Below are 24,454 nucleotides of genomic sequence, written 5' to 3'. Positions count from 1 at the left end.
CTATGCCAATGTTGTTTTTTGCAATTAAGTATTTATAATTATTGAAAATAGATCGATTTTATTCGCGTTATCATTTTAATAAATGACTAAATATGCACCACAGGTGATCAAAAAATATATATACCTATTATTATTGCACCATATTTGTGCGATACATCCTTATAATTAATTACCTCTTGTGCCCTCATTTGTTGCATTTTTTGCTGTAGGGTCTGCTGTATGATTCTGTTGAGCCTTTTTAGCCACATCAACTGCCGAATTAGACTGATGTACATCCACAACATTCCCCTCAGCATCTCGACGAATAATCGTTGTACGAGTTGTAGAGTTTGTTGCTGGAGCCGCTACTTTAGGTTGTGTAGCCACGCCACCCCCTATGAGTAAGGACTCATCAATTTTAGGCAGAGCAGCTGGACGTAACCGCACTTCATAAGTTTGGCTAATACCACCCTTCATTTCATCCGCCCCTAAATCATTGACTAATGGCGCATAGGTCGAAAATTGTTGCGGTTGGGGTTTAATTGATTCAGGTAAATCAAGATTAAGTTGGGTTAACTGCTGAATTGCATCTTCAGAACGTTTAAATACACCGTATGTCAAAACATATTGTTCAGATTGCTTATCTCCGCTTAAACGGAAGTAGATAAATTTATTTCGTTCTGGACGATTTTTTAAAAAGTTTTTAATAATGTCTTCATCAGACGCACGGAAAAGCTCAAGCGTCCATTGTTTCTTGTTTTCATTAATAAATTTTGTACCGCGGAACTCTGCCTCATGCTGACCAGAAGCAACCGTACGGGTTGTTAAATCAAGAGGTCTAACTTCATCAGCTAAAGCCCCTAAATTAGCCGTTGTTGCTACCTTCTCTGGCTGAATTTGCACTGGGGCATCTGAATCAGCTGATTTTTCAACTTCAACCAGCTTTTTACTATCGGTCATTACCCAAAAAATAAAAGCGAGCAACAAGCAGACGATACCACCCACCAACCAGATATATTGTTGAACATTCTGCCAAAGTGTACGTGATACAGTCATGTGTTACCTTAATTTATTATCCGTGTTGATTTGCCAAAATAGCTTGTTTCATGAGTTCAACATCAAAGTCTTTAGTAATTACTGCTTGCCCAAGTTGCTTTAACAGCACTAAACGTAATTGACCATTGAGAACTTTTTTATCATGCGCCATATATCCAAGGAATTCATCCAATGGAATTTTTGGACATGATATCGGCAAATTAGCGCGTTGAATAATTTTTTTTGTACGCTCTACATCATCGCTTGAAATCCAACCTAAACGTTGTGATAAATCAGCCGCCATCACCATGCCTGTCGCTACTGCTTCACCATGCAACCAAGTGCCATAACCAAGGTAAGATTCAATCGCATGACCGAAAGTATGACCTAAGTTGAGTAAAGCTCGTTCGCCTTGCTCTTTTTCATCGTTAGCAACAATACGCGCTTTATGAGCACATGAACGATAGACAGCTTCTGCTAAAAGTTCAGCATCTCGCCCAATTAACCCATCCATATTCTGCTCTAACCAAACAAGAAAATCAGCGTCACCCAACAAGGCATATTTAATGACTTCTGATAATCCAGCAGATAACTCTCGATCCGGTAAAGTATCGAGTTGAGCCATATCAGCCAAAACAACTTGAGGTTGCTGAAATGCGCCCAACATGTTCTTACCAAGAGGATGATTAATCCCCGTTTTACCACCCACACTTGAGTCTACTTGTGAAAGAAGAGTAGTCGGAACCTGAATAAAATAAACACCACGTTGGAAACATGCTGACGCAAAACCAGCCATATCCCCAATAACACCACCACCCAAAGCTAAAACCGTACAATCGCGATTAAAACCAGCTTCAAGTAAAGCATCAAAAATTAAATTTAGATGTTGAATATCTTTATATTTCTCACCATCTGGCAAAATACAAGTCGCTACAGTTTTACCCAAACTTTTTAAAGCTTCTTGATAATGAGATAAATATAAAGGAGCGACCGTTTCATTACTCACGATCATGACCTGTTGACCATGAATATAAGGCTCAAGCAACTGCTTAGGATCAAGTTGACTGCCAATAAAAATAGGATAACGGCGTTCGCCTAATTCAACATGTAAAGTTTGCATGAGTTTATAAAACCACAAGTAAGTTTGGCTATTTTAGCGGGTTGGACAAAATAAGTTGCAAAATCTTTTGAGCAAGATCACGAGCAGCACCCTGATTGGTTTCAATCGTGTAATGCGCAACTTCACGATATAAAGGATCACGTATTTTCAACAAATCACGTAATTTTTGTTCAGGGTTTTCAACTTGTAATAGAGGTCTATTTTTATCGCGGTAAGTGCGTTGTAATTGTAGTTCTACAGGAGTGTAAAGATAAACAACAATACCACGTTGCTTTAGAAATTCGCGATTGGGTGCTTGAGTAATCGCACCTCCACCTGTCGCCAACACTAAGGCTTTACGAGAAGTCAACTCATTTAACACTACTGTTTCACGAGTACGAAATCCAAACTCCCCTTCTTTCTCAAAAATCCAGGGAATAGTGGCACCTGTTTTGCGTTCAATTTCATGATCACTATCTAAGAATTCACGCCCTAATAGTTCGGCTAAATGACGTCCAACGGTTGTTTTTCCTGCCCCCATGGGCCCTACCAAATAAATATTTGGCAGGGTTTCAAACGCTTTGCTTGGCAAGGCGCCACCTATTTCAATTGCTTTCATTAAAAAATATATTAATGATTTCTCACCAAAGTGTCATTAACAATTCGTGGCGTAACGAAAATCAGTAACTCTTGCTTATCATCAGATTTCACATCTTTTCTAAACAAACGCCCAACCACAGGAATGTCTCCAAAGAAAGGAACCTTGGTTTGTGAATTAGAAGTCGTCTGCTCAAACACCCCTCCTAAAATGACTGTCTCACCATTATTAACAAGTACATTGGTATTAATATTATTCTTATTTAAAATTAATTCACCATTAGGTGCTTCACCAGCTACAGAATCCTTTGAAATATCCAATTTCATTTGAATTTTACCATCAGGTGTAATGCTCGGAGTAACATCCAAGCTTAGGAGCGCATCTTTAAATGAAGTAGTTGCTGTGGAACCCGCACCAGAAGTAGTCGTCATCAGATAAGGAACTTGCTGACCAGTAGCGACTTTTGCAGATTGCTTATCTGCGGTCATGACTTTAGGTGTGGAAATAACTTCACCATAGCCATCGGCTTGCAATGCAGAAAGTTCGAGATCAAGCATAAAATCAGACATACTAATCAAGCCAAAGGCAATACTTCCAGCTGGATTAGAAACCCCTAAATCGACATTTAAATTATCTGGACGTTCAATCGTATATTTATAACCACCGGTAGTATCATCTTTTTTGGGCTCTCGTAAATTCCATAAGGTTGTTTCGCTACCACCAACTAATAAATTATTATTGTTGGTAATCCCTTGCGATAATATTCCCCATTTGACGCCAAGCTCTTTGGTAAAAGAAGTAGAGGCTCTTACAATACGCGCCTCAACCATAACCTGCTTCACTTGTACATCAAGTAAATCAATCATTTTACGGATTTTATCAATGTTTTGTGCTGTGTCATTAATAATTAAAGTATTAGTCCGTGTATCAGCCACAGCACTACCGCGTGAACTTAGCAAGCTCTCCAACGCAAGAGAATCCGAGTTTGCAGTACGATTCGCAACCGCCCCCTTCCCGTCACGAGAATCCTCAATTAACTTAAGTAAATCGATGGCTTTGGCATAACTCAAATGAATGTAATCGGTTTGGATCGGCGCTAACTTAATCGTTTGCGCTAAAGCTTTTGCTTCATCATCTTCAGCCTTGATCAGTTCAGCAACTGGAGCAATCCAAATTACATTTCCATTTCTACGTTTATCCAAATTTTTAGTTTTTAAAATAATATCAAGTGCCTGATCCCACGGAACATCTTTTAACCGCAACGTAATATTACCCTGAACACTATCGGCAGCCACCATATTAATACCAGTGAAATCTGCAAGTAACTGTAGAACCCTACGAACTTCAATATCCTGAAAATCAAGAGAAAGCTTATTACCAGAATAATTAGATGGTTTAGATGAAGTGTTTACACTTTTATCTTGAGGACGTTTTAGACTAATTGTTAATTTATTTTCCGCCTGATAAGCCATATATTCATAGCTACCAGTAGATTGAATCGTAATAATACCATTGCCTTTATCATTATATGATTCAATGGTCGAAACAGGCGTTGCAAAATCATTTACATTTAAGCGTTTAGCTAAATGAGTAGGAATTTTAGAACCTAAAGTTCTTACTACAACTTTGCTACCTTGTTGCTGCACATCAACAGGAGTGTTACTTCCCAATAGGTCAATAACGATAAGACCTTCCCCTTGACTACCGCGTTGGAAGCCGATATTTGAAACGCCTTGGGGTTGTGCCGCACTTATTGCTACAGGTTTAACTACAGCTTGCGCAGAATTAATCTTTAAAATAAAAGTGTTGCCTTCAATACGAGTTGTAAAAGCACCTGCCTCTTTCAAATTTACAGTTAAACGTGAACGCTGATCATCAGAGCTTACATCGACCGAACTCGCTTCATTCGTTCCAATCGCTACTTTTGATTGGGTTAAATTCAGCTGCGCTTTATTAAAATCTAAAACCAAACGTGAAGGATTTTCAAGTTGATATGCTTGCGGTTGTGGCGGCAAGCCATTAAATATCACTCGAATTTCTGTACCTTGGCCCGCTATTTGCGTCGGTACAATATTGGTCATGCTGACCTGTGCAGATGCAACTTGCGTAATTGCAATCGCTATAGCCCCCATCGAAAACTGACGGAATACGTGATTCATTGTCTAACCATCCCCAATAAATAATCTTTAAAAATAATTTTTTCTTTGTTATTCCCTAAATTTTAGGGCGCAGGTCCAATTAACACTAAGGTTCTTGGTCTCTCCACATAGCCTTCTCGCCCATCAGGGACAATCTCCACCAGATCAATCTGAGTAGGACCAATATGGGTAATTCGACCTTGATTCATCCCAATATAATTCCCTACCTGTACTCGCTCAATTTGATGATCAGGTGTTTGGATCAGAGCCATGACTTGCCCGCGGCTGTTACGCATACTTCCTTTCATATTTAAGGACTCTAATGCATAGCTTTCGAGTGGCTGTGGTGCACGTGAGAAATTCGGATATACTCGTTTCCCCGCCATAATTTTCAGCTCAGCAGCAAGTGAGCTTGGTAAAAATGGGCTCTTTAACTGATGGGCTGCATAATTAAATTGTGGCACAGGCGTAAAAACAGGCGCTGGTTCTATGGCTTGTGGTGGCTGATTACGTATATCGGCCATTTGCTGATTTACGGCGTCGATTCTAGAGTCGCATCCAGCTAAAGCTAAACATGCCAAAATAGAAAGAGAAAATTGTTTAAGTTTCATCGTAATTCTCCTATTTCGGCTGTGTGTTAGCAGTAGAAGAATCAGGTGCTACCGAGGAAGCCGAAGTATTTTTTTCCTGATGTTCAGGATTTTCTACAGCACCCATATAGCGATAAGTTTTTGCTTTGATAGAATAATTAAGCACAGGAATATCTGATTTACCATCCTTAACAGGAGCAGCTTCAACAATAAAATCATGCATCGTCACAATACGTGGTAATGCTGCAATACTGCTAACAAAAGCACCGAAAGCGTGATAATCCCCAGTTGCTTCGATAGTAATAGGCTGTTCAATAAAAATTTCCTGCTTCACTTCATCTTCTAAGCGGATATTTTTAAACTTCAGACCAGAATTCACCCCCGTTAAGTTAATATCTTCAACTAAACTTGGAATTTCGGTTTCTTTTGGCAATTGTTCTAACTGTTGATTGAAGTTGGCTTGCATCTCTTGAAGTTGAAGCTGGTATTGCTGCAAGTTGCGTAATTTTGAGTCTTTTTCTCGAAACTCATTTAATAAATTACTTTCTTGTGCTTGAGCATTATCAATTGCTTGTAGCTTTGGCTGAATAGCAACAAAATACCCCAAAGCCAATACAGCAAAGAAAATAAAAATCCAACACGTAATTTTCACAGATAATGGCCAGCTGCCATAACTGTTCATATCGAGCGTGTTAAATTGCTGAAGAAATTTTTCTAAGGAGATCTTTTTTTTCTTAGATGGAGCTTGTTCTAAAGATAGCTCATGAAGTTCATCAGGACTCATTTTACCACCTCCTTATCCGTACCAACAGAAGTATTGGCGGTATCATCTGTTGTAGTCACCCCCATTTCCCCTACATCAACAGTAACAACAAAACTGCCATAGCTATCTTCAACTCTAGGAAGCAAAGAACTGACAGCTTTATCTTTTTTCTCTTCGGTCGCCAAGAAAGAGCTCATAAAAGCGTTGCGATACCATGGTGATGCTTCGAGATTACGTAATAATTCTGCAACTGTATTTGGACTTTCCGCTTTACCTTCAATCGTAAATTTATCTCCGGTTCGGCTGAATTTAGTCAAATACATGGCTGCCGGAGTCACACGTACTAATTCATCCACCAAACGCACAACGACCGGACGTTGGCTTTGCAAACCTTGAATGAGCTTCATACGCTCAATAATTGCGTCCCGCTGTTCTTGCAAGCCATTTAAGGTTTTAAGTTGTTGATCTAGATTCTGGTTTGTACTGATGATGAGCTGATTTGCTTGTTCTTGATCATCTAATTTTTGATTCAAATAAAACCACCCTGCAAATACAGTGGTTATCCCAAAAACAACGACCCCAAAACATAAAATAATAAATTGTTTTTTACGCTGCTCCCTAAGCCCATCACGCCAAGGGAGTAAATTAATTGTTGCCATTAATCAAAACTCCTTAAAGCCAAGCCACATGCCACCATTAATGAAGAAGCATCATTTTCAATTTTTTGAACGTCGACTTGAGGAGAGAAACCCATTTGTAAAAATGGATTGGCAATAGTGACTCGGTAACCGAGTTTCTGCTGCAACAATTTAGCAAGCCCTGGAATGTTGGCATTGCCACCCGCTAGCAAAATATGGTCAATTTCATTGAATTGGGATGAAGAGAAGAAAAATTGTAGAGATCTAGCAGCTTGCTGAACCACAGCATCTAAAAATGGTTCCAAGATTTCGATGTCATAATCATCTGGCAAAGAACGTTCTTTTTTAGCGCGTCCCGCTTCTTCTAATGACAAACCATAACGGCTTTGAATTTCCAAAGTAAGCTGTTTACCGCCAAAGACTTGTTCACGGGTATAAATGATTTTGCCATTTTGCATAACCGACAATGTGGTCATGGTATGGCCAATATCTAAAATACCAATGGTATTTGCACCCATGGGCAAGCTATCAGCAAACACACTAAAAGCACGCTCAACAGCATAACTTTCAACATCGGCTAGCTTAGGCATTAAATCAACCAGTTCCAGTACTTCTACGCGTGTTTCAACATTTTCTGTTCGTGTTGCGACTAAAAGTACATTCACACGATTTGGATTTGGCAGTCGATCTGGTAAAACCTCAAAATCAAGGCTCACCTCATCTAAAGGGAACGGTATATATTGCTCCGCATCTAATCGAATCTGAACTTCACGTTCATCATCGTTCATATCTGCATCCATTTCGATGGTTTTATGAATAACCGTCGATGTTGGAACAGCAATTGCAGCGTTAGTGGTATGGGGATTTGCTAAATTCATCGCCCGTTCCAAAGCTTCTGCAACTGCTTCTGGATTCAAGATATTTTTTTCAACTACACTGTTCTCAGGTAAAGGCGTTAAAGCATAGCTTTCTACCCAATATTTACCGTTCTTAACAGAGAGCTCTAACAACTTAACAGAAGTCGAACTAATATCGACGCCCATTAACCCCTTATTTGGTTTACGATATAACCTGAGCACACTATTGTCCTATTATTTTTTTATCCCCAAAAAAAATTACAAACCAATAATCTAGGTCTTTATTTTTACACGGATACAATATCTCATCTAACAATCCGCATGTCTAAAGGCTATACTGACCACAATTAGTTTGTATTCGATCTTATTAAAGCTTACTTATCATGAAAAAGCTATCCAGTTTGGGCTTCGTGCGTCCAATTTTTTTGATCATTATTATTATCTTAGTCTCACTTCCGATGGGCTTTTATGGCATGTATCTCTATATCGCCCCATCGCTTCCAGAAATGAGTTCACTAAAAAAAGCTCCCCTTTTAAAACCATTACAGGTCTACACCTCAGACAATCAACTGATTGCTGAGTACGGTGGTAAGCTTTCTATTCCGGTTGAATACAAACAAATTCCCCCTGCTTTTATTCATGCATTTTTAGCAGCAGAAGACTCTTCTTTCTTTGAACATAGCGGGATCAGTTTTAAAGGTTTAGGTCGTGCTTTGAGCGAAAGTGTGACGGGTTCAGATGTGCAAACTGGTGGTTCAACGATCACCATGCAAGTTGCAAAGAACTATTATTTGAGTCCAGAAAGAACTCTAAAACGTAAAATAACCGAAATCTTTTTGGCTCGAAAAATTGAGCAAAATTTGTCTAAAGAAGAAATTCTCAGTCTCTATGTGAATAAAATCTTCTTAGGGAAAAATGCGTATGGTATCGCGGCAGCAGCTAAAATTTATTATAACAAAAGCATTAATGAGCTCAGCATTGCTCAAATGGCAATGATTGCAGGTTTGCCAAAAGCACCTTCTAAATATAACCCTGTAGTTAATCCTGAGCGCGCACTCGAACGACGCAACTGGATTTTAGGCCGTATGTTACAGCTGGGTTATATTTCTCAAGCAGAATATCAAAAAGCAGTTGCAGAGCCGATCAATTTAAATATGCCCAATCGGGATTTAAATAATATTCATCCCTATGCTGGGGAAATGGTTCGTTCAGAACTTGTAAAGCATTTTGGCGAACAAGCCATTGATTCTGGTTATAAAGTCTACACAACAATTAATGCTAAACGCCAAGCGATTGCAGAAAAAGCTGTGCAAGATGGCCTTGAAGCTTATGACCGTCGTCATGGCTGGCGTGGTGCTGAAGCACATGACGAACCATTAACTGAATTTAGAGCATATGCCAACACTTATCCTGCACAAGTCACTAAGGTAAATAGCAGCTCTTTTGAAGCATTAATGCAAGATGGCTCAACCGTTACGGTTCAATGGTCAGGCATGTCATGGGCACGCCCCTATCGCAATGCAAATAGTGTAGGCGGTGCTCCTTCACGTGCGTCCCAAATTGTTAAAGTTAAAGATATTGTTCGTTTACGCCCAAATGATAATAAAACAGCATGGTCTTTAGTTCAGGTTCCAAAAGTTCAAGGTCAACTCATTGCAATTAACCCGAATGATGGTTCAATTGAAGCAATTGTAGGTGGCTACAACTTCTACCAATCAAAATTTAACCGTGCCTTACAAGGGTGGCGTCAACCGGGTTCTACAATCAAGCCATTCCTCTATGCTTTAGCATTAGAAAGAGGTATGACACCTTATAGTATGGTGAATGATAGCCCAATTACGATTGGCAAATGGACACCGCGAAACTCTGATGGGCGTTACTTAGGTATGATCCCATTACGTCGTGCTTTATATTTGTCTCGTAATACCGTATCAGTAAGACTTCTACAAACAGTAGGGATTGAACGTACTCGCCAATTATTTATGGATTTCGGTTTACAAGAAGATCAAATTCCTCGCAACTACACCATTGCTTTAGGTACTCCTCAAGTATTACCAATTCAAATGGCAACTGGTTATGCAACGTTTGCAAACGGCGGTTACCGTGTTCAACCACATTTCATTCAACGTATTGAAGATGCTTACGGCAAAGTCATTTATGAAGCTAAACCAGAATACGCATGTATTCCATGTATTAACGCGCCTGACACAACAGATGATGAGCAAAAGGCTAAAACAACTGATGATGAAGTCATCGAAGTTACAAATAAAGACGTAGAGCAGAACGAAAAGGCCGCTAAGCAGCTTAATCTTAAACAGACTGATAAAAACAACAGTCAATATCGCCAAGCTCAACGTATTTTAAAATCAAGCTCTGCTTACGATATGGCGAACATCTTACGTGATGTAATTGAGCATGGTACAGGTCGTGCTGCGCTTAAAATTGGCCGTAGTGATTTAGGTGGTAAAACAGGTACTACGAATGATGCAAAAGATGCATGGTTTGCAGGTTTCAACGGCAAGTTAGTGACCGTAGCATGGGTTGGATTTGACCAACCGACTACGCTTGGTCGCCGTGAATATGGTGGTATTGCTGCATTACCAATCTGGATTAACTTTATGGGGCAAGCATTGCAAGGTACGCCAGCAGCTTGGGTTCGCTTAGATAAAGATGCTCAAGGCCCTATTTCCCGTGATAAACAACAAACCGTTACTGAAGTAGGCGATAAGAAAACTTATCGTGCGGCTCCACCACTTGCGCGCCCGCTCTATCGTCCAGCACCGCCACAACCAAAATTAAGCAATGACAATGACTTTTCCGATTTACCAGGTGAAGAAATTGTTATTCCATCTAAAGCTGCACCTCCTGCCATGAGACCTTCACAGGAGTCCGCTCCTAAGCGAGAAAAAGATGAATTAGAAAATCTGATTAATCAGATTGAATAGCAAAAAAGAAGCCATCATCAGATGGCTTCTTTTTTGCGCTCTTAAAATAGATCGTTAGATGGCTTTTTTATTGCGCTTCTGAAAGACATAAATTTGAAAAGATGCAGTTATTTCTAATTGTGACTGCTGCTCTAACTGCGAACGACGCTCGGGAGAAGCCTTATAGGCATAAGGCGTCATAGCAATCAGATTTTTTAAGGCCTGTTGATCAAGCACAAAAGGCGCATCAATAATTTGCTCTTGCTTTAGCTCAAACAAATCTTGCAGCTGCTCTACGAACTTTTCTGGTGTATGTGGGTTCACTTGCTCAAATAAAGCTTCACGCATTGCATACAAATGTTCAGAAGCAGGCGTGACAACAATTAAATAACCCTCATCTTTTAAAACACGCGCAATTTCTGCTTGCGGAATTGGGCTAAATAAACTGGTGCAAGCATCCATACTCTGATCTAACACAGGTAAAGTTGCTCCTGTTCCCACCACCCAAGTTACTTCAGTGTTGAGTTTTGCCGCACGTTGTACCGCGTTTTTTGCAATATCAACTCCAACACACTGCTCAACAACTTGCTGCATAGCACTTGTATAGTAGCCCTCACCACATCCGATATCGAGTATTGCTTTTACATCTAGTTGCTTTAATAAAGCGACTACAGCCTGTTGTAAAGGCTGATAATAACCACTTTGCAGAAAAGCTCGTCGCGCATCTACTGACTCGGGTGTATCCCCTGGGTTTTTACTATGTTTATGTTGTACCACATGTAAATTGACATAGCCTTGTTTAGCTACATCATAACTATGTCCTTGCTCACATCGCCAAGTTCGTTCAGTTAAATTCAGGGACTGACGACACACAGGACACATTAAAACTTGCTTAGCCACTTTTAATTATTCTCTTGTTCTTTTTGTTGTAAATAAGTCTTTGCGTGTAGTCCAACAAAGGTGCGACCTGCATTTGTACCATTAATCCATTCATCTACCTGAAACAAATCAAACAGACCTACTTTGACTAACGTTGGAATTGCGATCTTTAGCTCTTCCTCAATTTGTCCTCTTTGCCCTGCATTATATAATTCAATATTGTGCAGCATTGTCGCTACAGTTCCTGTTTGAACCTGACTTCCATCTTTAAGTACAACTTGAGGTAATACTTCGCCCTCTCCAACTACTTTTTGATTAATCACAGATAATTGGTCTAGACCAGCAACTTTTGTCATTCACCTCTCCAATAAAAAAAGCCAGTAGAACTGGCTTTATATTGACACTAAAATAAGATCTATCGCAATTTTAAAGTCATTAGACCTAAAACTACTAATATAATTGTAATAATCCAAAAACGGATCACAACTTGCGTTTCTTTCCAGCCCTGCTTTTCATAGTGATGATGCAGCGGTGCCATTAAGAACACACGTTTATTACGCATACGCAAAGAGCCAATTTGTAAGAATACAGATACCGCCTCCATTACAAATACACCGCCCATAATTGCAAATACGATTTCTTGACGAACCATAACTGCAATTGTTCCAAGCATCGCACCTAAAGCTAAAGCACCGACATCACCCATAAATACTTGAGCAGGATGCGCGTTATACCAAAGGAATGCTAAACCGGCACCAATCATGGCAGAACAGATTACTACGAGTTCAGATGTATATTTCACATATGGAATATGTAAATAGTTAGCGAAACGGATGTCACCAGATAAGTAAGCAAATACGCCTAAGCCTGTAGCTACCATGACAACCGGCATGATTGCCAAGCCATCTAAACCATCTGTTAAGTTAACAGCGTTAGAAGCACCATTAATCACCAGATAGGTAAATACAATAAATGCCAAACCTAACGGAACAATTGAGAGTGGAATTGAAAGATTCTTAAAGAATGGAATCAATAAATCCAGCATGTTTGCCGTATGTTCTGCATTGGACTGTTGAGTTGCAATTAAATATAACGCAATACCAGCACCCAGCGATGCAACAGAAGTCCAGAAAAACTTCTTACGTGCGGGTAAACCTGCATTGTCTTTATAGCGAATTTTAATCCAGTCATCTGCCCAGCCTACGGCACCGAACACAACCATTACACCAAGCACAATCCAGACATAAGGGTTAGACAAATCAGCCCATAGCAAAGTACTAATACCAATTGAGAGCAGAATTAAAATCCCACCCATCGTCGGTGTACCCATTTTCTTAGCATGATTTTCAGGAGCAAACGAACTTACTGCCTGACCGTATTTTAACGCTTGTAATTTACGAATCATGATCGGGCCGAGGACCAGACCAATGGTCAGTGAAGTTAATACACTGAGTAAAGAACGTAATGTTAAATAACGAACGACCTGAAACGAGCTGTGATAGCCCGCAAGTTGTTCAAACAACCATAACAGCATTTAAAGTTTCTCCATCAAATCAGCCATCAACGTTTCCATATGAGTAAAGCGAGAACCTTTAAACAGGAAACTCATGGACTGGGGTTGATGTGTTTGGATTAGATTGATTAAAAATGGAAGCGCCTCAGCTTGTGTCTGAAATGCTTTCACTTTATTAGAATGAGAGTCTGCACCCTCGAGAGCCGCTGAAGCAAATTGCCCAACCGCAATAATATGATCTAAAGGAAGCTCAGCAAGATCACGACCTAAATCATGATGCTCTTGCCAACTACTATCACCTAACTCACCAATATCCCCCATGACCATCACTTTTACGCCTTGTTGCTGTAACAATACTTGTGCAGCAGCGCGCATAGAGTTCGGATTGGCATTGTAGGTATCATCAATAAATAAGTAAGGTGACTTTTGAATAAAGTTAAGACGACCTTTGGCTCCCTGAGCTTGCTCTAAACCTTGGACAATATCTTCTAGTCCAATACCAATTGCTAAAGCAAAAGCTACAGCTGCGGTCGCATTTTGAACATTATGCTCACCCGCAAAAGGAAGCTTAACTGCACTACTACCTTGCGGTGTATGAAGGTTAAAATTCGTTGATTGAGGCAACAATTCCACATCTGTTGCATAGACATCACCTCCTATACCAAATGTAGAAATACGATGAGCTTTTGCAGCATCAACAATCTCAGCAGTGAAGTCATCTTGTTTTGGCACGATTGCAACGCCATTTGGTAAAATATGACGATAAATTTCCGATTTAGCGCGGCAAATACCTTCACGGCCACCAAATTCGCCTAAATGAGCTGTACCAATATTTAATATGCCCGCAACATGAGGCTGAACGAGTTTTGATGTGTAATCAATCTCGCCTTGATGGCTTGCACCCAACTCCATCACCGCATATTGATGTTCTTTGCGAAGCTCTAGCAACATCATTGGTACACCAAGGTCATTATTTAAATTGCCTCGGGTGATTAGTGTCGGTGCTAAGCGCGACAATATACTTCCCAGCATTTCTTTGGTTGTAGTTTTACCACTACTTCCCGTTAAAGCAATCACCTTTAATTGTGAGTTTTGCTCACGGCGATAAGCGCCGAGTTGCCCTAAAGCCAATCGGGTATCGGCAACAACGAGTTGTGCAATATCTACATCTAGCGGGCGTTCAACAATAGCTATTTGACAACCATTTGCAGCAACTTGCACAACGAAATCATGCGCATCGAAACGCTCACCTTTTAGTGCTAAAAAGGCATCCCCAGTTTCCGCATGACGCGAGTCCGTCAAAATACGTTTAATTTCAGTTTGAGGGATCTGGTCTTTATGCCAGTAGCCCTGTGTTGCCTGTTGTAATTGTTGAGCTGTCCACGGTTCCAAAGGCACGGTACTGGTGGTTGAAGTATGCATAATTCGTCCTATTGTGCAGGGTAAGCAGCGTCTACAGTGTGATGTTGTGCATCAATCGCAGAACGCACTTCAACAACATCATCAAACCAGTGACGCACACCATTAATTTCTTGATAATTTTCATGTCCTTTACCGGCAATCACAACAATATCACCAGCCTGAGCCTGCTGTGCAACAAATTTAATTGCTTCACGGCGGTCATGAATTTCATGCATACGGTGCCCTGAAAAGTCGATTCCTTGCTTCATGTCAGCAAAAATTTGTTCAGGGTCTTCTGTTCTTGGGTTATCCGACGTCAAAATAACTGGATTTGCGCCGTCTAAAGCTGCTTGAGTCATTAATGGGCGCTTACCGCGATCGCGGTCCCCGCCACACCCAAATACAGCCCAAAGTTGATTAGACACATGACGTTTTAAGGTTTTAAGCACTTGAATTAATGCATCTGGTGTATGCGCATAATCAACAACAAATAAACGCTCACCATCACGAATAACCTGCATTCGACCTGGGGCACCAATTAGTTTAGGAACGAAAGCTACTAACGCTTTTAAATCAAAACCTGCTTGCTCAGCAGCAATAAGAGCTGCAACCAAGTTTTCGACATTAAAATGCCCTAACAATGGACTTTGCACAGCAAAAGAACCTTGTGGGTTCACTAAATTAAATGTCGCTCCTGCTAAACTGTAACTCAGGTCAGTAATATAATAATCAGCAGTATTTTGAGTAAGTGAATACGTTAAAATTTTCGGTTGAGCAGGATTTTGCTTTGCTGCATTGATCATGAGAGCAGCATGCTCATCATCTAAATTAATAACAGCTACTTTTAAAGAGCTAAAACGGAATAAAAGAGCCTTAGCCTCTGCATAAGCCTCTAAAGTGCCGTGGTAATCCAGATGATCACGACTCAAATTGCTATAAACAGCAATCTCAATCGCACAACCATTTAAACGACCTTGTTCCAAACCATGTGAACTTGCCTCTAAAGAAGCAAAAGTCGCACCTTGTTTTGCATAATCATGCAATGCATTTTGCAGTTGTAAAGCATCAAGCGTAGTGTGAGTTGATGGTGTTAAGTCTGGTAAAATACCATTGCCTGTAGTGCCCATCACAGCACAGCGCTGTTGTTGAGAGCTAATTAATTCAGCCACTAGACGCGAAATTGTGGTTTTACCATTTGTACCAGTCACTGCAATAATACGCACTGGTACTACGGGATCTATATGCTGTAAATAACGTTCTTGCCATTCACCCATACGTTGACGCACATCAGAACACACCCACTCATTTGCTACGCCCAACTCAGTCTCGCTAATAATGGCAAGTGCACCATTAGCTAAAGCTGACTCAGCAAAAGCGCGTGTTTTTTCAGGTTGGCTATAACTGGTCAAAGCGACAAAGATCTGGCCTGACGCAACCTTACGACTGTCTAAACTAAAGCCTTGAAAAGGCTGTTTAGACCACTGTGCATCGATCTCAACTGGATTAATTTCTTGGAAAGAAACAGACATAGCTTACCTGCGAATAGGATTTTCTGGAGTATCAAGGGGCTTATCAAGCGGCACATTCATTAAGCGCAATGATTCTTGCATAATTCGTGCGAAAACAGGGGCCGCAACCAAACCACCGTAATAACGGCCTTGTGGATTTTCAACAACTACAATAACCGCTAAACGAGGATCACTAATCGGAGCTACGCCTGCAAATAAAGCACGGTATTCATTATTTGAATAACCTTTACGATCTGCACGAAGTTTATGAGCTGTACCTGTTTTACCACCAACGCGATAACCCGGAATATTAGCTTGCTTTGCAGTACCGCCCGGCATCGTCACCTGCTCAAGCATAAGCAAAACCTGATCAGCAATTTTTGGAGCAAGAACTTGCTCACCTTTAGGTGCTTGATCAAGCTTATGCAAACTTAGAGGCATTTTTACCCCATGGTTTGCAAGCATTGCATAGCCTTGCGCCAACTGAAGAATAGTTGCATTTAGACCATAACCGTAAGCCATGGTACCAATTTGGGAAGAGTTTAACTTGCTTACAGGAAGTACTAAACCAGAGCTTTCACCAGGGAACTTCACAGCAGAACGCTTACCAAAGCCAGCACGGTTAAAGAAGCTTGGTAATGTTTCCTTAGGAAGTGACAACGCAATTTTTGCCGAACCCACGTTTGATGACTTAATAATTACGCCACTTACAGTCAAAGCACCATAGTTATGCGTATCGCGAATGGTATGCCAACCTAAACGCATTGAACCTGGCGAAGTGTTGACAATCGTATTTGGCGTATATTGTCCAGTTTCGAGTGCAGCAGAAACTGTAAAAGGCTTCATAGTAGAACCCGGCTCGAACATATCAATCGCACCGCGGTTACGCATGGCATCTTTATTAGATAAACCGTTTTTATCATTCGGGTTATAAGATGGCCAACTGGTCATAGCCAGAATTTCGCCTGTTTTAACATCTACAGCAATTGCTGTCGCCGAACGGGCGTTATTTGCAACACCAGCAGCAGTCAACTCACGATACATAATATATTGCAAACGAGAGTCGATACTTAAAGTGATGTTTTCGCCTGGCTCACCTTCACGAATAACCTCAGAAACTTTTAAGCGGTTACCACGTTTATCACGAATAATTTTTTGTTCGCCATCTATCCCAGACAGTTGTTTATTCAACTGCATTTCCAAGCCTTCAATCCCTTGGCCCTCACTATTGGTTAAACCAATAATCTGAGCATTTGGCTGCGGTTGAGGATAATAACGTTTATATGTTTTCTCAGCATAAACGCCTTGGAAGTTACCCTTTGTAATGAGATCTGCCTGCTGTGGCGGCACTTCTTTTTTCAAAACCAAATAACGAGAACGTGGGCGCGCATTCATCTGTTTTTTTAGATCTGCACGATCTAAACCAACCACATCCGCCAACTCATCAAGGTTTAAGTTTTTATCTGGTAATTGTCGTTTTAACTTACGATTATTTGGATCTTTTTTTAATTCGGCTGTAATTTCGTCATATAAATGCTTGGTATCAAAGTAATCACGTGGATCAATGACAATTTTCATAATAGGCGTACTAATGGCCAAAGGCACACCATGACGGTCGCTAATAACCCCACGCATTGCCTCAATACGTTCCGTACGCAAAATATTGGCATTGGCCTTGTTTTGTAAAAAGTCTTTATTAATCACTTGCACATAAAATGCACGTGCAATTAATACAACAAAACAGAGCAGTACTGTTGCCCAGAGCAGATAAAACCGCCACATATCGAAGGCAAGAGTTGGTTTTTCCGAAATAGACTGCTGTTTTTTCCGTGTTTGCTTTATTCGCTTATCTACCATACAGCAAGGCCTTACTTATTTTGCTCTGAGGTCATCGGTAAAGAAATTACCACCGTTTCTGCAGCAGGTGGCGAAAACATGCGTAGTTGAGTTACAGCACGCGTACCAATCTGTGCTGTTGCACCGAAGGTTTGTTGCTCAATAAGCAAACGCCCCCATTCAGCATTGAGATCATCACGTTCACGCATATACGAGCTAAGCTCTCTATAATCATGACGATATTCAAATACTTGAAATACCACCATCATGGCACTGATAAAAACAAGCGCCACTAATACGGTGTATGCCACAACTTTTTTCACCACTTTATTTTCGGTGGTTTCAATTTCATCACTGCTTTTCATTACGCGCCTTTTTGTTCCAAGCGTTCAGCAACCCGAAGCCATGCACTACGTGAACGTGGGTTCGCTTTTACTTCTTCTTCACTCGCACGAACCCGTGAAATTTTCTTTAACCTTCTTGTATCCACCTGTTGCTGAGGCATTCCCCAGCCAATATCTTCTGCCAAAGTCGATTCTTTTTGAATAAATTGTTTGATCAAGCGATCTTCAAGAGAATGAAAGCTAATCACAGACAAACGCCCTTTTGGTTTTAGTAAGTCTACAGCTTGAGGTAAAAATACTTCAATATCATCCAGTTCTTTATTAATAGCAATACGAATTGCCTGAAATGTGCGTGTTGCTGGATGCTTATGTTTTTCCCACTTTGGATGAGCTGTTTTAACAAGTTCTGCCAATTGGGCTGTTGTATCTAGTTTTCCAGCTTGTTTAATCGCTTTTGCAATACGTCGACTATAACGTTCTTCGCCATATTGATAAATAATATTTGCTAATTGTTCTTCTTCAATTTCAAGTAACCACTCAGCTGCGGTTAATCCCTTAGAATTATCCATTCGCATGTCTAGAGGACCATCCTGCATAAAACTGAAACCACGTTCAGCTTGGTCGAGTTGAGGAGATGACACCCCTAAGTCAGCCATAATGCCATCAACACTCATCACACCAATTTCCTGCATTTTTTCTTTAATATCAGCAAAACTGGCATGAATAATGGTAAATCTCGGGTCTTCTTGTGCCAAAGCAGCCGCAACTTCCAAAGCTTGAGGGTCTTTATCAAATGCATATACTCGTGCATTTTCATCAAGTTTTGAGAGCAATAAACGTGTATGCCCACCTCGTCCGAAGGTTGCATCGATATACACCCCTGTTGTGCGATCTGCCAATAAGCTCTCAACGGTCTCAAAAAGTAAGACAGAAATATGCGACATAGGTGTTAAATCATTGCGTAAAAATGTAACTGCACATTATCACCTTGTTTATGACCAACGCCAAACGGCTTTTTGTAGGAAAATATTAATTTTTCATAGATAAAACCGTTTTGTTAGCATTTTTTAAGCAAAAAAAGAAAGCAAGCTTACTTTTTTAAGTTTGCTTGCTTTCTTTATGAATATTTAACTTCTAAGTTTTCTTTTTGGACTATTGTTTTTAGATCATTTTATTTACTGCTTGCCGTCATAAATTTGATCAAAAATAGCACCGTTTGCAAAGTGAGTTTTCTGAGCTTTAGCCCAGCCACCGAACACATCATTAATGGTAAATAATTTAATTTTTGGGAATTGCGCTGCATATTTTGCAGCCACTTGAGCATTACGCGGTCGGAAATAATATTTAGCAGCCAATTCTTGGCCTAAAGGTGAATATAAAAAGTTCAGATAACCTTTTGCCAAGGTCCGGTTTCCATCTTTATCTACAGTTTTATCTACAATCGCTACAGATGGTTCTGCCAAAATTGAAATTGATGGATAAACAATTTGATATTTATCCTTATCAGGTCCTTTCGTCGCCAACAAAGCTTCATTTTCCCAAGACAACAAAACATCACCAATGCCACGTTCAGCAAATGTCGTAAGTGAACCACGAGCTCCCGAATCTAGAACTTTTACATTGTGATAAAGCTTTTTCACCAACTCTCGAGCCTTAGCATCATTTCCACCTAGCTGTTTTAATGCATATCCCCATGCAGAGAGATAAATCCAACGCGGTGCACCACCCGTTTTAGGGTTAGGGGTGATAATTTCCACACCTGGTTTTGTCAAATCATTCCAGTCGCGTATATTTTTCGGGTTACCTTTTCGTACTAGAAACACGACAGTTGACGTATAGGGGGCAGAATTATTTGGGAATTCTTTTTGCCAGTTCGGCTGAATAAACCCAGCTTTCACAATCTCATCAATATCATTCGCTAATGCTAACGTTACTACATCAGCTTCAAGTCCTGTAGCTACCGCGCGGGCTTGTTTGCCAGATCCACCATGTGACTGTTTGAATTCAACGTCTTGCCCTGTTCGCTGTTTCCAAAATTTACCAAATGCTTGGTTATATTCTTGATAGAACTCTCGAGTCGGATCATAAGAAACATTTAAAAAAGAGGTCGCTGCTTGAGCCACTGTTGTTGCTATTCCCACATATAAAGCGACAGCTATTATTGATATTTTTTTCATTTACAAAATCCATCATTCGTTTTAGTTTAACTATATTTTTAATTTTATTTTTTACAATCAATTACTTATATTTATATCTTTTTTATTAATCTTTTTTAGATATATAGCTTAGGATGTCTAAGTTATTTCATTTTTGAAAAATTTTGTAATTATTCTTACAACTTATTTAGGACCTTCACTTTATCTACACATTAATTTGTTAAATAATGAAGCGTAAAGGATACATATGGTCTACATTTGAGTCGACCAGTTTAAAATATAGGTAAATTTTGTAAAAAGTGTGACGCAGTTCCACTTTTTTATTAATATTTATGTTTAAATCGTAGCATTACCGTAATTTTACATTTTGTTAAACTCAAAAAATAGATGAAATGTAATGAACAGAGGGGATGATTAACAATGAAAATTCATTATGGAAAAGCTTTAAGCTTAAGTTTGGTGCTGAGTTTGGCATCACAGTTTTCTGCAGCAGCAGTACTTAAAGATACTCCAAGCAAAACTGGTTCAGAGAAACAGACTTCGCTTATTGAAAAAGCTTTAGATCAGCAGAAACGTAACCCTATTGTGTTACCTTCTACAAATGATGAGCTTAAAGTTCTAAATACGATTCGCGTTACACCAACTCAAAATTTTCTTGCTGCACAACACGAACGTTTTTCACGTTTTGTTCAGGCAATCTTTCAGCCCCATGCTTCTTAAAATCTGAAACACCCCCTCTTCGTTTCAGTTTTAGCCCAGCCTGACGTTAAATAAAACGTCAGAATACTGGGCTTTTTCGTTATAATAGTTTCAATTTTTATTCTGACCCATTATCTATGAAAGTTCGTACTCGTATTGCACCTTCCCCTACCGGTTTTCCTCATGTTGGCACAGCCTACATTGCTTTATTTAACATGTGTTTTGCGAAACAACATGGCGGAGAATTTATTTTAAGGATTGAAGATACAGACCAACTTCGTTCTACACCAGAGTCTGAAAAAATGATTTTGGATTCATTACGTTGGTTAGGTTTGAATTGGTCTGAAGGTCCAGATGTGGGTGGCCCACATGCACCATATCGCCAATCTGAACGTATGGGAATTTATAAGCAATACGCATTAGAACTTGTTGAAAAAGGTCATGCTTTTTACTGTTTCGCAACAGCAGAAGAACTTGACCAAATGCGTGCTGAACAACAAGCACGTGGCGAAACACCAAAATATGACGGCCGCGGTTTAAAACTTTCTCAAGAAGAAGTGACTCGACGTCTTGAAGCGGGTGAACCTCATGTCATTCGTATGAAAGTGCCTGAAGAAGGTGTTTGTAAATTTAATGACTTGCTACGTGGTGAGGTTGAAATTCCTTGGGCACAAGTCGATATGCAAGTCCTTCTTAAAACAGATGGTTTACCAACTTACCACTTAGCTAACGTTGTTGATGACCATTTAATGGAAATCACTCATGTATTGCGTGGTGAAGAATGGCTTCCATCTGCACCGAAGCATCAGTTGCTTTACCAATATTTTGGTTGGGAAATGCCAACTCTTTGCCACATGCCATTGTTGCGTAACCCAGATAAATCAAAACTATCTAAACGCAAAAACCCGACATCAATTAACTACTACCGCGATATCGGTGTATTACCAGAAGCCTTACTCAACTATTTAGGCCGTATGGGTTGGTCAATGCCAGATGAAAGAGAAGTTTTCACATTACAAGACATGATGGATAACTTTGACATTCAACGTGTATCACTAGGCGGACCAATTTTTGACGTTGAAAAATTGAACTGGCTTAACGGTCAGTGGATCAAAGGGTTAACTCCAGGTCAATTATTAGACCGTTTATTAACATGGAAGAGTGATCGCAACACTTTAGAAGACATTGCTGCCGCTATTCAACCACGTATTAATTTACTTTCAGAAGCTGTGAATTGGGCTGGTTTCTATTTTAACCATATGCCACAAATTACTGCTGAAATGTTCGAAAGTAAAAAATTGACTCAAGAGCAAGTTCGTCAAAGTTTACAATTTGCAATTTGGCGTCTTGAAGGTCAGTTTACTTGGAATAATGACACCGTTAGCCAAACCCTAATGGATCTTGCGAATCAGATGGGCATTAAATTACGTGATTTCATGCCAGCGTTCTTTATCGCAATTGCCGGTTCAACGAGTTCAACACCAGTGATGCAATCAATGGTTACGCTTGGACCTGATTTAACTTTCGCTCGCTTACGTCATGCCTTAGAAATTGTGGGCGGACCGAGCAAGAAAGAAGTTAAAAATTGGGAAAAACTCAATGAGAGCTTAAAATTGCCGAAAAATGACGCAACTAGCGAAGTTTAATTCATTTTTTTGTTGACGTGTGAGCGCATTCACCCTAAGATTGCGCTCACACAAACTGGGGTCATAGCTCAGTTGGTAGAGCGCTACAATGGCATTGTAGAGGTCAGCGGTTCGATCCCGCTTGACTCCACCACGCTCCTTTATGTTTGCCTCATCAAGTCCCTATCGTCTAGAGGCCTAGGACATCGCCCTTTCACGGCGGTAACCGGGGTTCGAATCCCCGTAGGGACGCCATATTCTGCTTTAAAAATTATAAAAAGACTCTATCGTCACCTTACTGTTTATTCTTTATCTCTTTCTAGATTGCACATTTGTCTATTTTATCTAAAATAGCGTCTTTCTTAATTCTCTCAATGTGTAATATGCAGCCATCTGACAATCAACTAGATGCTCATCAGCATCAGAACAGTACTGCACCTTTAAAAAGAGCCATGAGCACTCGCCATCTTGTGATGTTATCACTGGGCGGAGCGATCGGAACTGGTCTATTTTTAGGTTCAGGGGAAGTCATTTCACAAACTGGAGCTATTGGCGCAATTATTGCCTATATTCTTGGTGGCGCGATCGCTTACATGGTCATGCTCTGCCTAGGAGAACTCGCTGTACACATGCCTGTTTCAGGTTCTTTTGGTGCCTATGCCAAAAAATATATCAGTCCAAGTACTGGCTATATGATTTCTTGGATGTACTGGCTCACATGGACTGCAACGCTTGGAACCGAATTCACTGCCGCAGCCCTACTCATGCAAGAATGGTTTCCACAGATTTCTATGTGGATTTGGACAATTATTTTTGCAGTTACTATCTTTAGCTTAAATATTAGTTCAACGCGTATTTTTGCTGAATCTGAGTTTTGGCTGGCTCTTGTTAAAGTCGTTACTGTCATTGCCTTTATTGTGCTCGGCCTATTAGCAATTTTTGGTTTAATTCCATTCCATGGTGCCCAGACTGCTCCACTATTTAGCAATCTTACGGCTCAAGGCTGGTTCCCTCATGGTTTAATTCCTATTTTTACGACCATGTTAATTGTTAACTTTGCTTTCTCAGGAACCGAATTAATTGGTGTAGCAGCTGGCGAAACAAAAGATCCGGCTCAAAATGTACCAAAAGCGATTAATGCCGCGATCTGGCGCCTCCTTATTTTCTTTGTGGGTACCATCATTGTCATTAGCGCCTTACTTCCTTTCCAACTTGCAGGTTTAGGCGGTGACGGTGTAAGTAGCAGTCCTTTTGTGACGGTATTTAATTATATTGGCATTCCATATGCGGATGACATTATTAGGTTTGTAATCATAACAGCTCTGCTTTCAGCAGCCAATTCTGGCCTATATGCAGCTTCACGTATGATGTGGTCTCTGTCAGAACAAAAATTACTACCTAGTGTGTTTGCGACTTTATCAAAAAGTGGAACGCCAATCGTAGCTCTAGTTGTAACTATGTTCGGTGCAATTCCAGGTTTATTATCAGAGCAATTTGCACCTGAGACTATTTTTAAGAATCTGCTGGGTGTAGCTGCTTTTACCATGGTCATCGTATGGATGAGCATTTGTTTAAGTCAGTTCAATTTCCGCCGCCAATGGTATAGATCAGGTCATACAGTTAAAGACTTACAATATGCTGCGCCTTTATTCCCTATTGTGCCAATTTTAGGTTTTGTTTTCTGTTTCATTACTTGCTTGAGTATGGCAGCAGACCCTGAAATGCGCGCTGGTTTTGTAGGCTGTCTTATTTTTACAGCTTTATGTTATGTCAGTTATTTTATTTTTTATCGTAATAAAGACTAAACCAGTCGTTATTCAATTAAAGTGTAGCAAAAAGCTACACTTTTTTTTGCCTATATAGTGGTTTTAA

Annotated in this window: 21 protein-coding genes and 2 tRNA genes; 6 read left to right on the top strand and 17 right to left on the bottom strand. The window is 40.1% G+C overall.

Annotated elements, in window-relative coordinates; genetic code table 11:
* Window positions 1–165: 165 nt before the first annotated feature.
* The 8 genes from KIP84_RS01625 to KIP84_RS01590 form a co-directional block, all read right to left on the bottom strand.
* Window positions 166–1,035: a hypothetical protein gene (locus tag KIP84_RS01625; protein ID WP_060464990.1), complete on the bottom strand. Its 870-nt coding sequence runs from the start codon at window positions 1,033–1,035 to the stop codon at window positions 166–168.
* Between the two features lie 16 nt (window positions 1,036–1,051).
* A complete protein-coding gene (aroB, locus tag KIP84_RS01620; protein ID WP_005067096.1) occupies window positions 1,052–2,134 on the bottom strand; it encodes a 3-dehydroquinate synthase in 1,083 nt (360 codons plus the stop codon).
* 28 nt (window positions 2,135–2,162) lie between these two features.
* Window positions 2,163–2,732: a shikimate kinase AroK gene (gene aroK, locus KIP84_RS01615; RefSeq protein ID WP_002116987.1), complete on the bottom strand. Its 570-nt coding sequence runs from the start codon at window positions 2,730–2,732 to the stop codon at window positions 2,163–2,165.
* 11 nt (window positions 2,733–2,743) lie between these two features.
* Window positions 2,744–4,870, bottom strand: coding sequence for a type IV pilus secretin PilQ (gene pilQ / locus KIP84_RS01610; protein WP_068563954.1), 2,127 nt, complete (start codon window positions 4,868–4,870; stop codon window positions 2,744–2,746).
* A gap of 62 nt (window positions 4,871–4,932) precedes the next feature.
* Window positions 4,933–5,460: a pilus assembly protein PilP gene (locus tag KIP84_RS01605; protein WP_068563956.1), complete on the bottom strand. Its 528-nt coding sequence runs from the start codon at window positions 5,458–5,460 to the stop codon at window positions 4,933–4,935.
* A 10-nt stretch (window positions 5,461–5,470) separates the two neighbouring features.
* Window positions 5,471–6,223, bottom strand: a complete 753-nt coding sequence (gene pilO / locus KIP84_RS01600; RefSeq protein WP_213689205.1) for a type 4a pilus biogenesis protein PilO — start codon at window positions 6,221–6,223, stop codon at window positions 5,471–5,473.
* A complete protein-coding gene (locus tag KIP84_RS01595; RefSeq protein WP_199113502.1) occupies window positions 6,220–6,861 on the bottom strand; it encodes a PilN domain-containing protein in 642 nt (213 codons plus the stop codon). Before KIP84_RS01595 ends, pilO begins: the two co-directional genes overlap by 4 nt.
* Entirely contained in the window at window positions 6,861–7,919 is a 1,059-nt protein-coding gene (locus KIP84_RS01590) for a pilus assembly protein PilM (protein WP_199113500.1), read from the bottom strand. Before KIP84_RS01590 ends, KIP84_RS01595 begins: the two co-directional genes overlap by 1 nt.
* A 161-nt stretch (window positions 7,920–8,080) precedes the next feature.
* Between KIP84_RS01590 and ponA the strand changes: the two genes are divergently transcribed.
* Window positions 8,081–10,642 (top strand): penicillin-binding protein PBP1a, encoded by a 2,562-nt coding sequence (gene ponA, locus KIP84_RS01585; RefSeq protein WP_213689204.1) that lies wholly within the window; start codon window positions 8,081–8,083, stop codon window positions 10,640–10,642.
* Window positions 10,643–10,696: 54 nt separating this feature from the next.
* Here ponA and KIP84_RS01580 read toward each other — a convergent pair whose 3' ends face one another.
* From KIP84_RS01580 to KIP84_RS01540, 9 genes are all read right to left on the bottom strand, one after another.
* On the bottom strand, window positions 10,697–11,521 hold the full coding sequence (locus KIP84_RS01580) for a putative RNA methyltransferase (protein ID WP_213689203.1): 825 nt from the start codon (window positions 11,519–11,521) through the stop codon (window positions 10,697–10,699).
* 2 nt (window positions 11,522–11,523) lie between these two features.
* Entirely contained in the window at window positions 11,524–11,856 is a 333-nt protein-coding gene (locus KIP84_RS01575; protein WP_002116981.1) for a hypothetical protein, read from the bottom strand.
* A gap of 59 nt (window positions 11,857–11,915) precedes the next feature.
* On the bottom strand, window positions 11,916–13,034 hold the full coding sequence (gene mraY / locus KIP84_RS01570) for a phospho-N-acetylmuramoyl-pentapeptide-transferase (RefSeq protein ID WP_002116751.1): 1,119 nt from the start codon (window positions 13,032–13,034) through the stop codon (window positions 11,916–11,918).
* Window positions 13,035–14,435, bottom strand: a complete 1,401-nt coding sequence (murF, locus tag KIP84_RS01565) for a UDP-N-acetylmuramoyl-tripeptide--D-alanyl-D-alanine ligase (protein ID WP_213689202.1) — start codon at window positions 14,433–14,435, stop codon at window positions 13,035–13,037.
* A gap of 8 nt (window positions 14,436–14,443) precedes the next feature.
* A complete protein-coding gene (locus KIP84_RS01560; protein ID WP_213689201.1) occupies window positions 14,444–15,943 on the bottom strand; it encodes a UDP-N-acetylmuramoyl-L-alanyl-D-glutamate--2,6-diaminopimelate ligase in 1,500 nt (499 codons plus the stop codon).
* A 3-nt stretch (window positions 15,944–15,946) separates the two neighbouring features.
* Window positions 15,947–17,779 (bottom strand): penicillin-binding protein PBP3, encoded by a 1,833-nt coding sequence (ftsI, locus tag KIP84_RS01555; RefSeq protein ID WP_130119891.1) that lies wholly within the window; start codon window positions 17,777–17,779, stop codon window positions 15,947–15,949.
* Between the two features lie 11 nt (window positions 17,780–17,790).
* Window positions 17,791–18,123 carry a cell division protein FtsL gene (ftsL, locus tag KIP84_RS01550; protein WP_002116847.1) on the bottom strand — a complete coding sequence of 111 codons (333 nt, stop codon included), beginning with the start codon at window positions 18,121–18,123 and terminating at the stop codon, window positions 17,791–17,793.
* Window positions 18,123–19,046 carry a 16S rRNA (cytosine(1402)-N(4))-methyltransferase RsmH gene (gene rsmH, locus KIP84_RS01545; RefSeq protein ID WP_002116998.1) on the bottom strand — a complete coding sequence of 308 codons (924 nt, stop codon included), beginning with the start codon at window positions 19,044–19,046 and terminating at the stop codon, window positions 18,123–18,125. The genes ftsL and rsmH overlap by 1 nt, the downstream gene beginning before the upstream one ends.
* 231 nt (window positions 19,047–19,277) lie before the next feature.
* Window positions 19,278–20,279, bottom strand: coding sequence for a sulfate ABC transporter substrate-binding protein (locus tag KIP84_RS01540; protein ID WP_213689200.1), 1,002 nt, complete (start codon window positions 20,277–20,279; stop codon window positions 19,278–19,280).
* 399 nt (window positions 20,280–20,678) lie between these two features.
* Between KIP84_RS01540 and KIP84_RS01535 the strand changes: the two genes are divergently transcribed.
* From KIP84_RS01535 to KIP84_RS01515, 5 genes are all read left to right on the top strand, one after another.
* A complete protein-coding gene (locus tag KIP84_RS01535) occupies window positions 20,679–20,978 on the top strand; it encodes a hypothetical protein (protein ID WP_002116889.1) in 300 nt (99 codons plus the stop codon).
* Window positions 20,979–21,094: 116 nt separating this feature from the next.
* Entirely contained in the window at window positions 21,095–22,603 is a 1,509-nt protein-coding gene (gene gltX, locus KIP84_RS01530) for a glutamate--tRNA ligase (protein WP_017387062.1), read from the top strand.
* 57 nt (window positions 22,604–22,660) lie between these two features.
* Window positions 22,661–22,736, top strand: a tRNA-Ala gene (locus KIP84_RS01525).
* A 25-nt stretch (window positions 22,737–22,761) separates the two neighbouring features.
* A tRNA-Glu gene (locus KIP84_RS01520) sits at window positions 22,762–22,837 on the top strand.
* 128 nt (window positions 22,838–22,965) lie between these two features.
* Window positions 22,966–24,387, top strand: coding sequence for an amino acid permease (locus KIP84_RS01515; protein WP_213689199.1), 1,422 nt, complete (start codon window positions 22,966–22,968; stop codon window positions 24,385–24,387).
* Window positions 24,388–24,454: the final 67 nt, after the last annotated feature.

The sequence above is a fragment of the Acinetobacter sp. BHS4 genome, assembly GCF_018454425.1.
Lineage (GTDB): Bacteria > Pseudomonadota > Gammaproteobacteria > Pseudomonadales > Moraxellaceae > Acinetobacter > Acinetobacter pittii.
The sequence above is the reverse complement of the archived record's forward strand: the minus strand, read 5'-3'. Positions and strand labels throughout refer to the sequence as shown.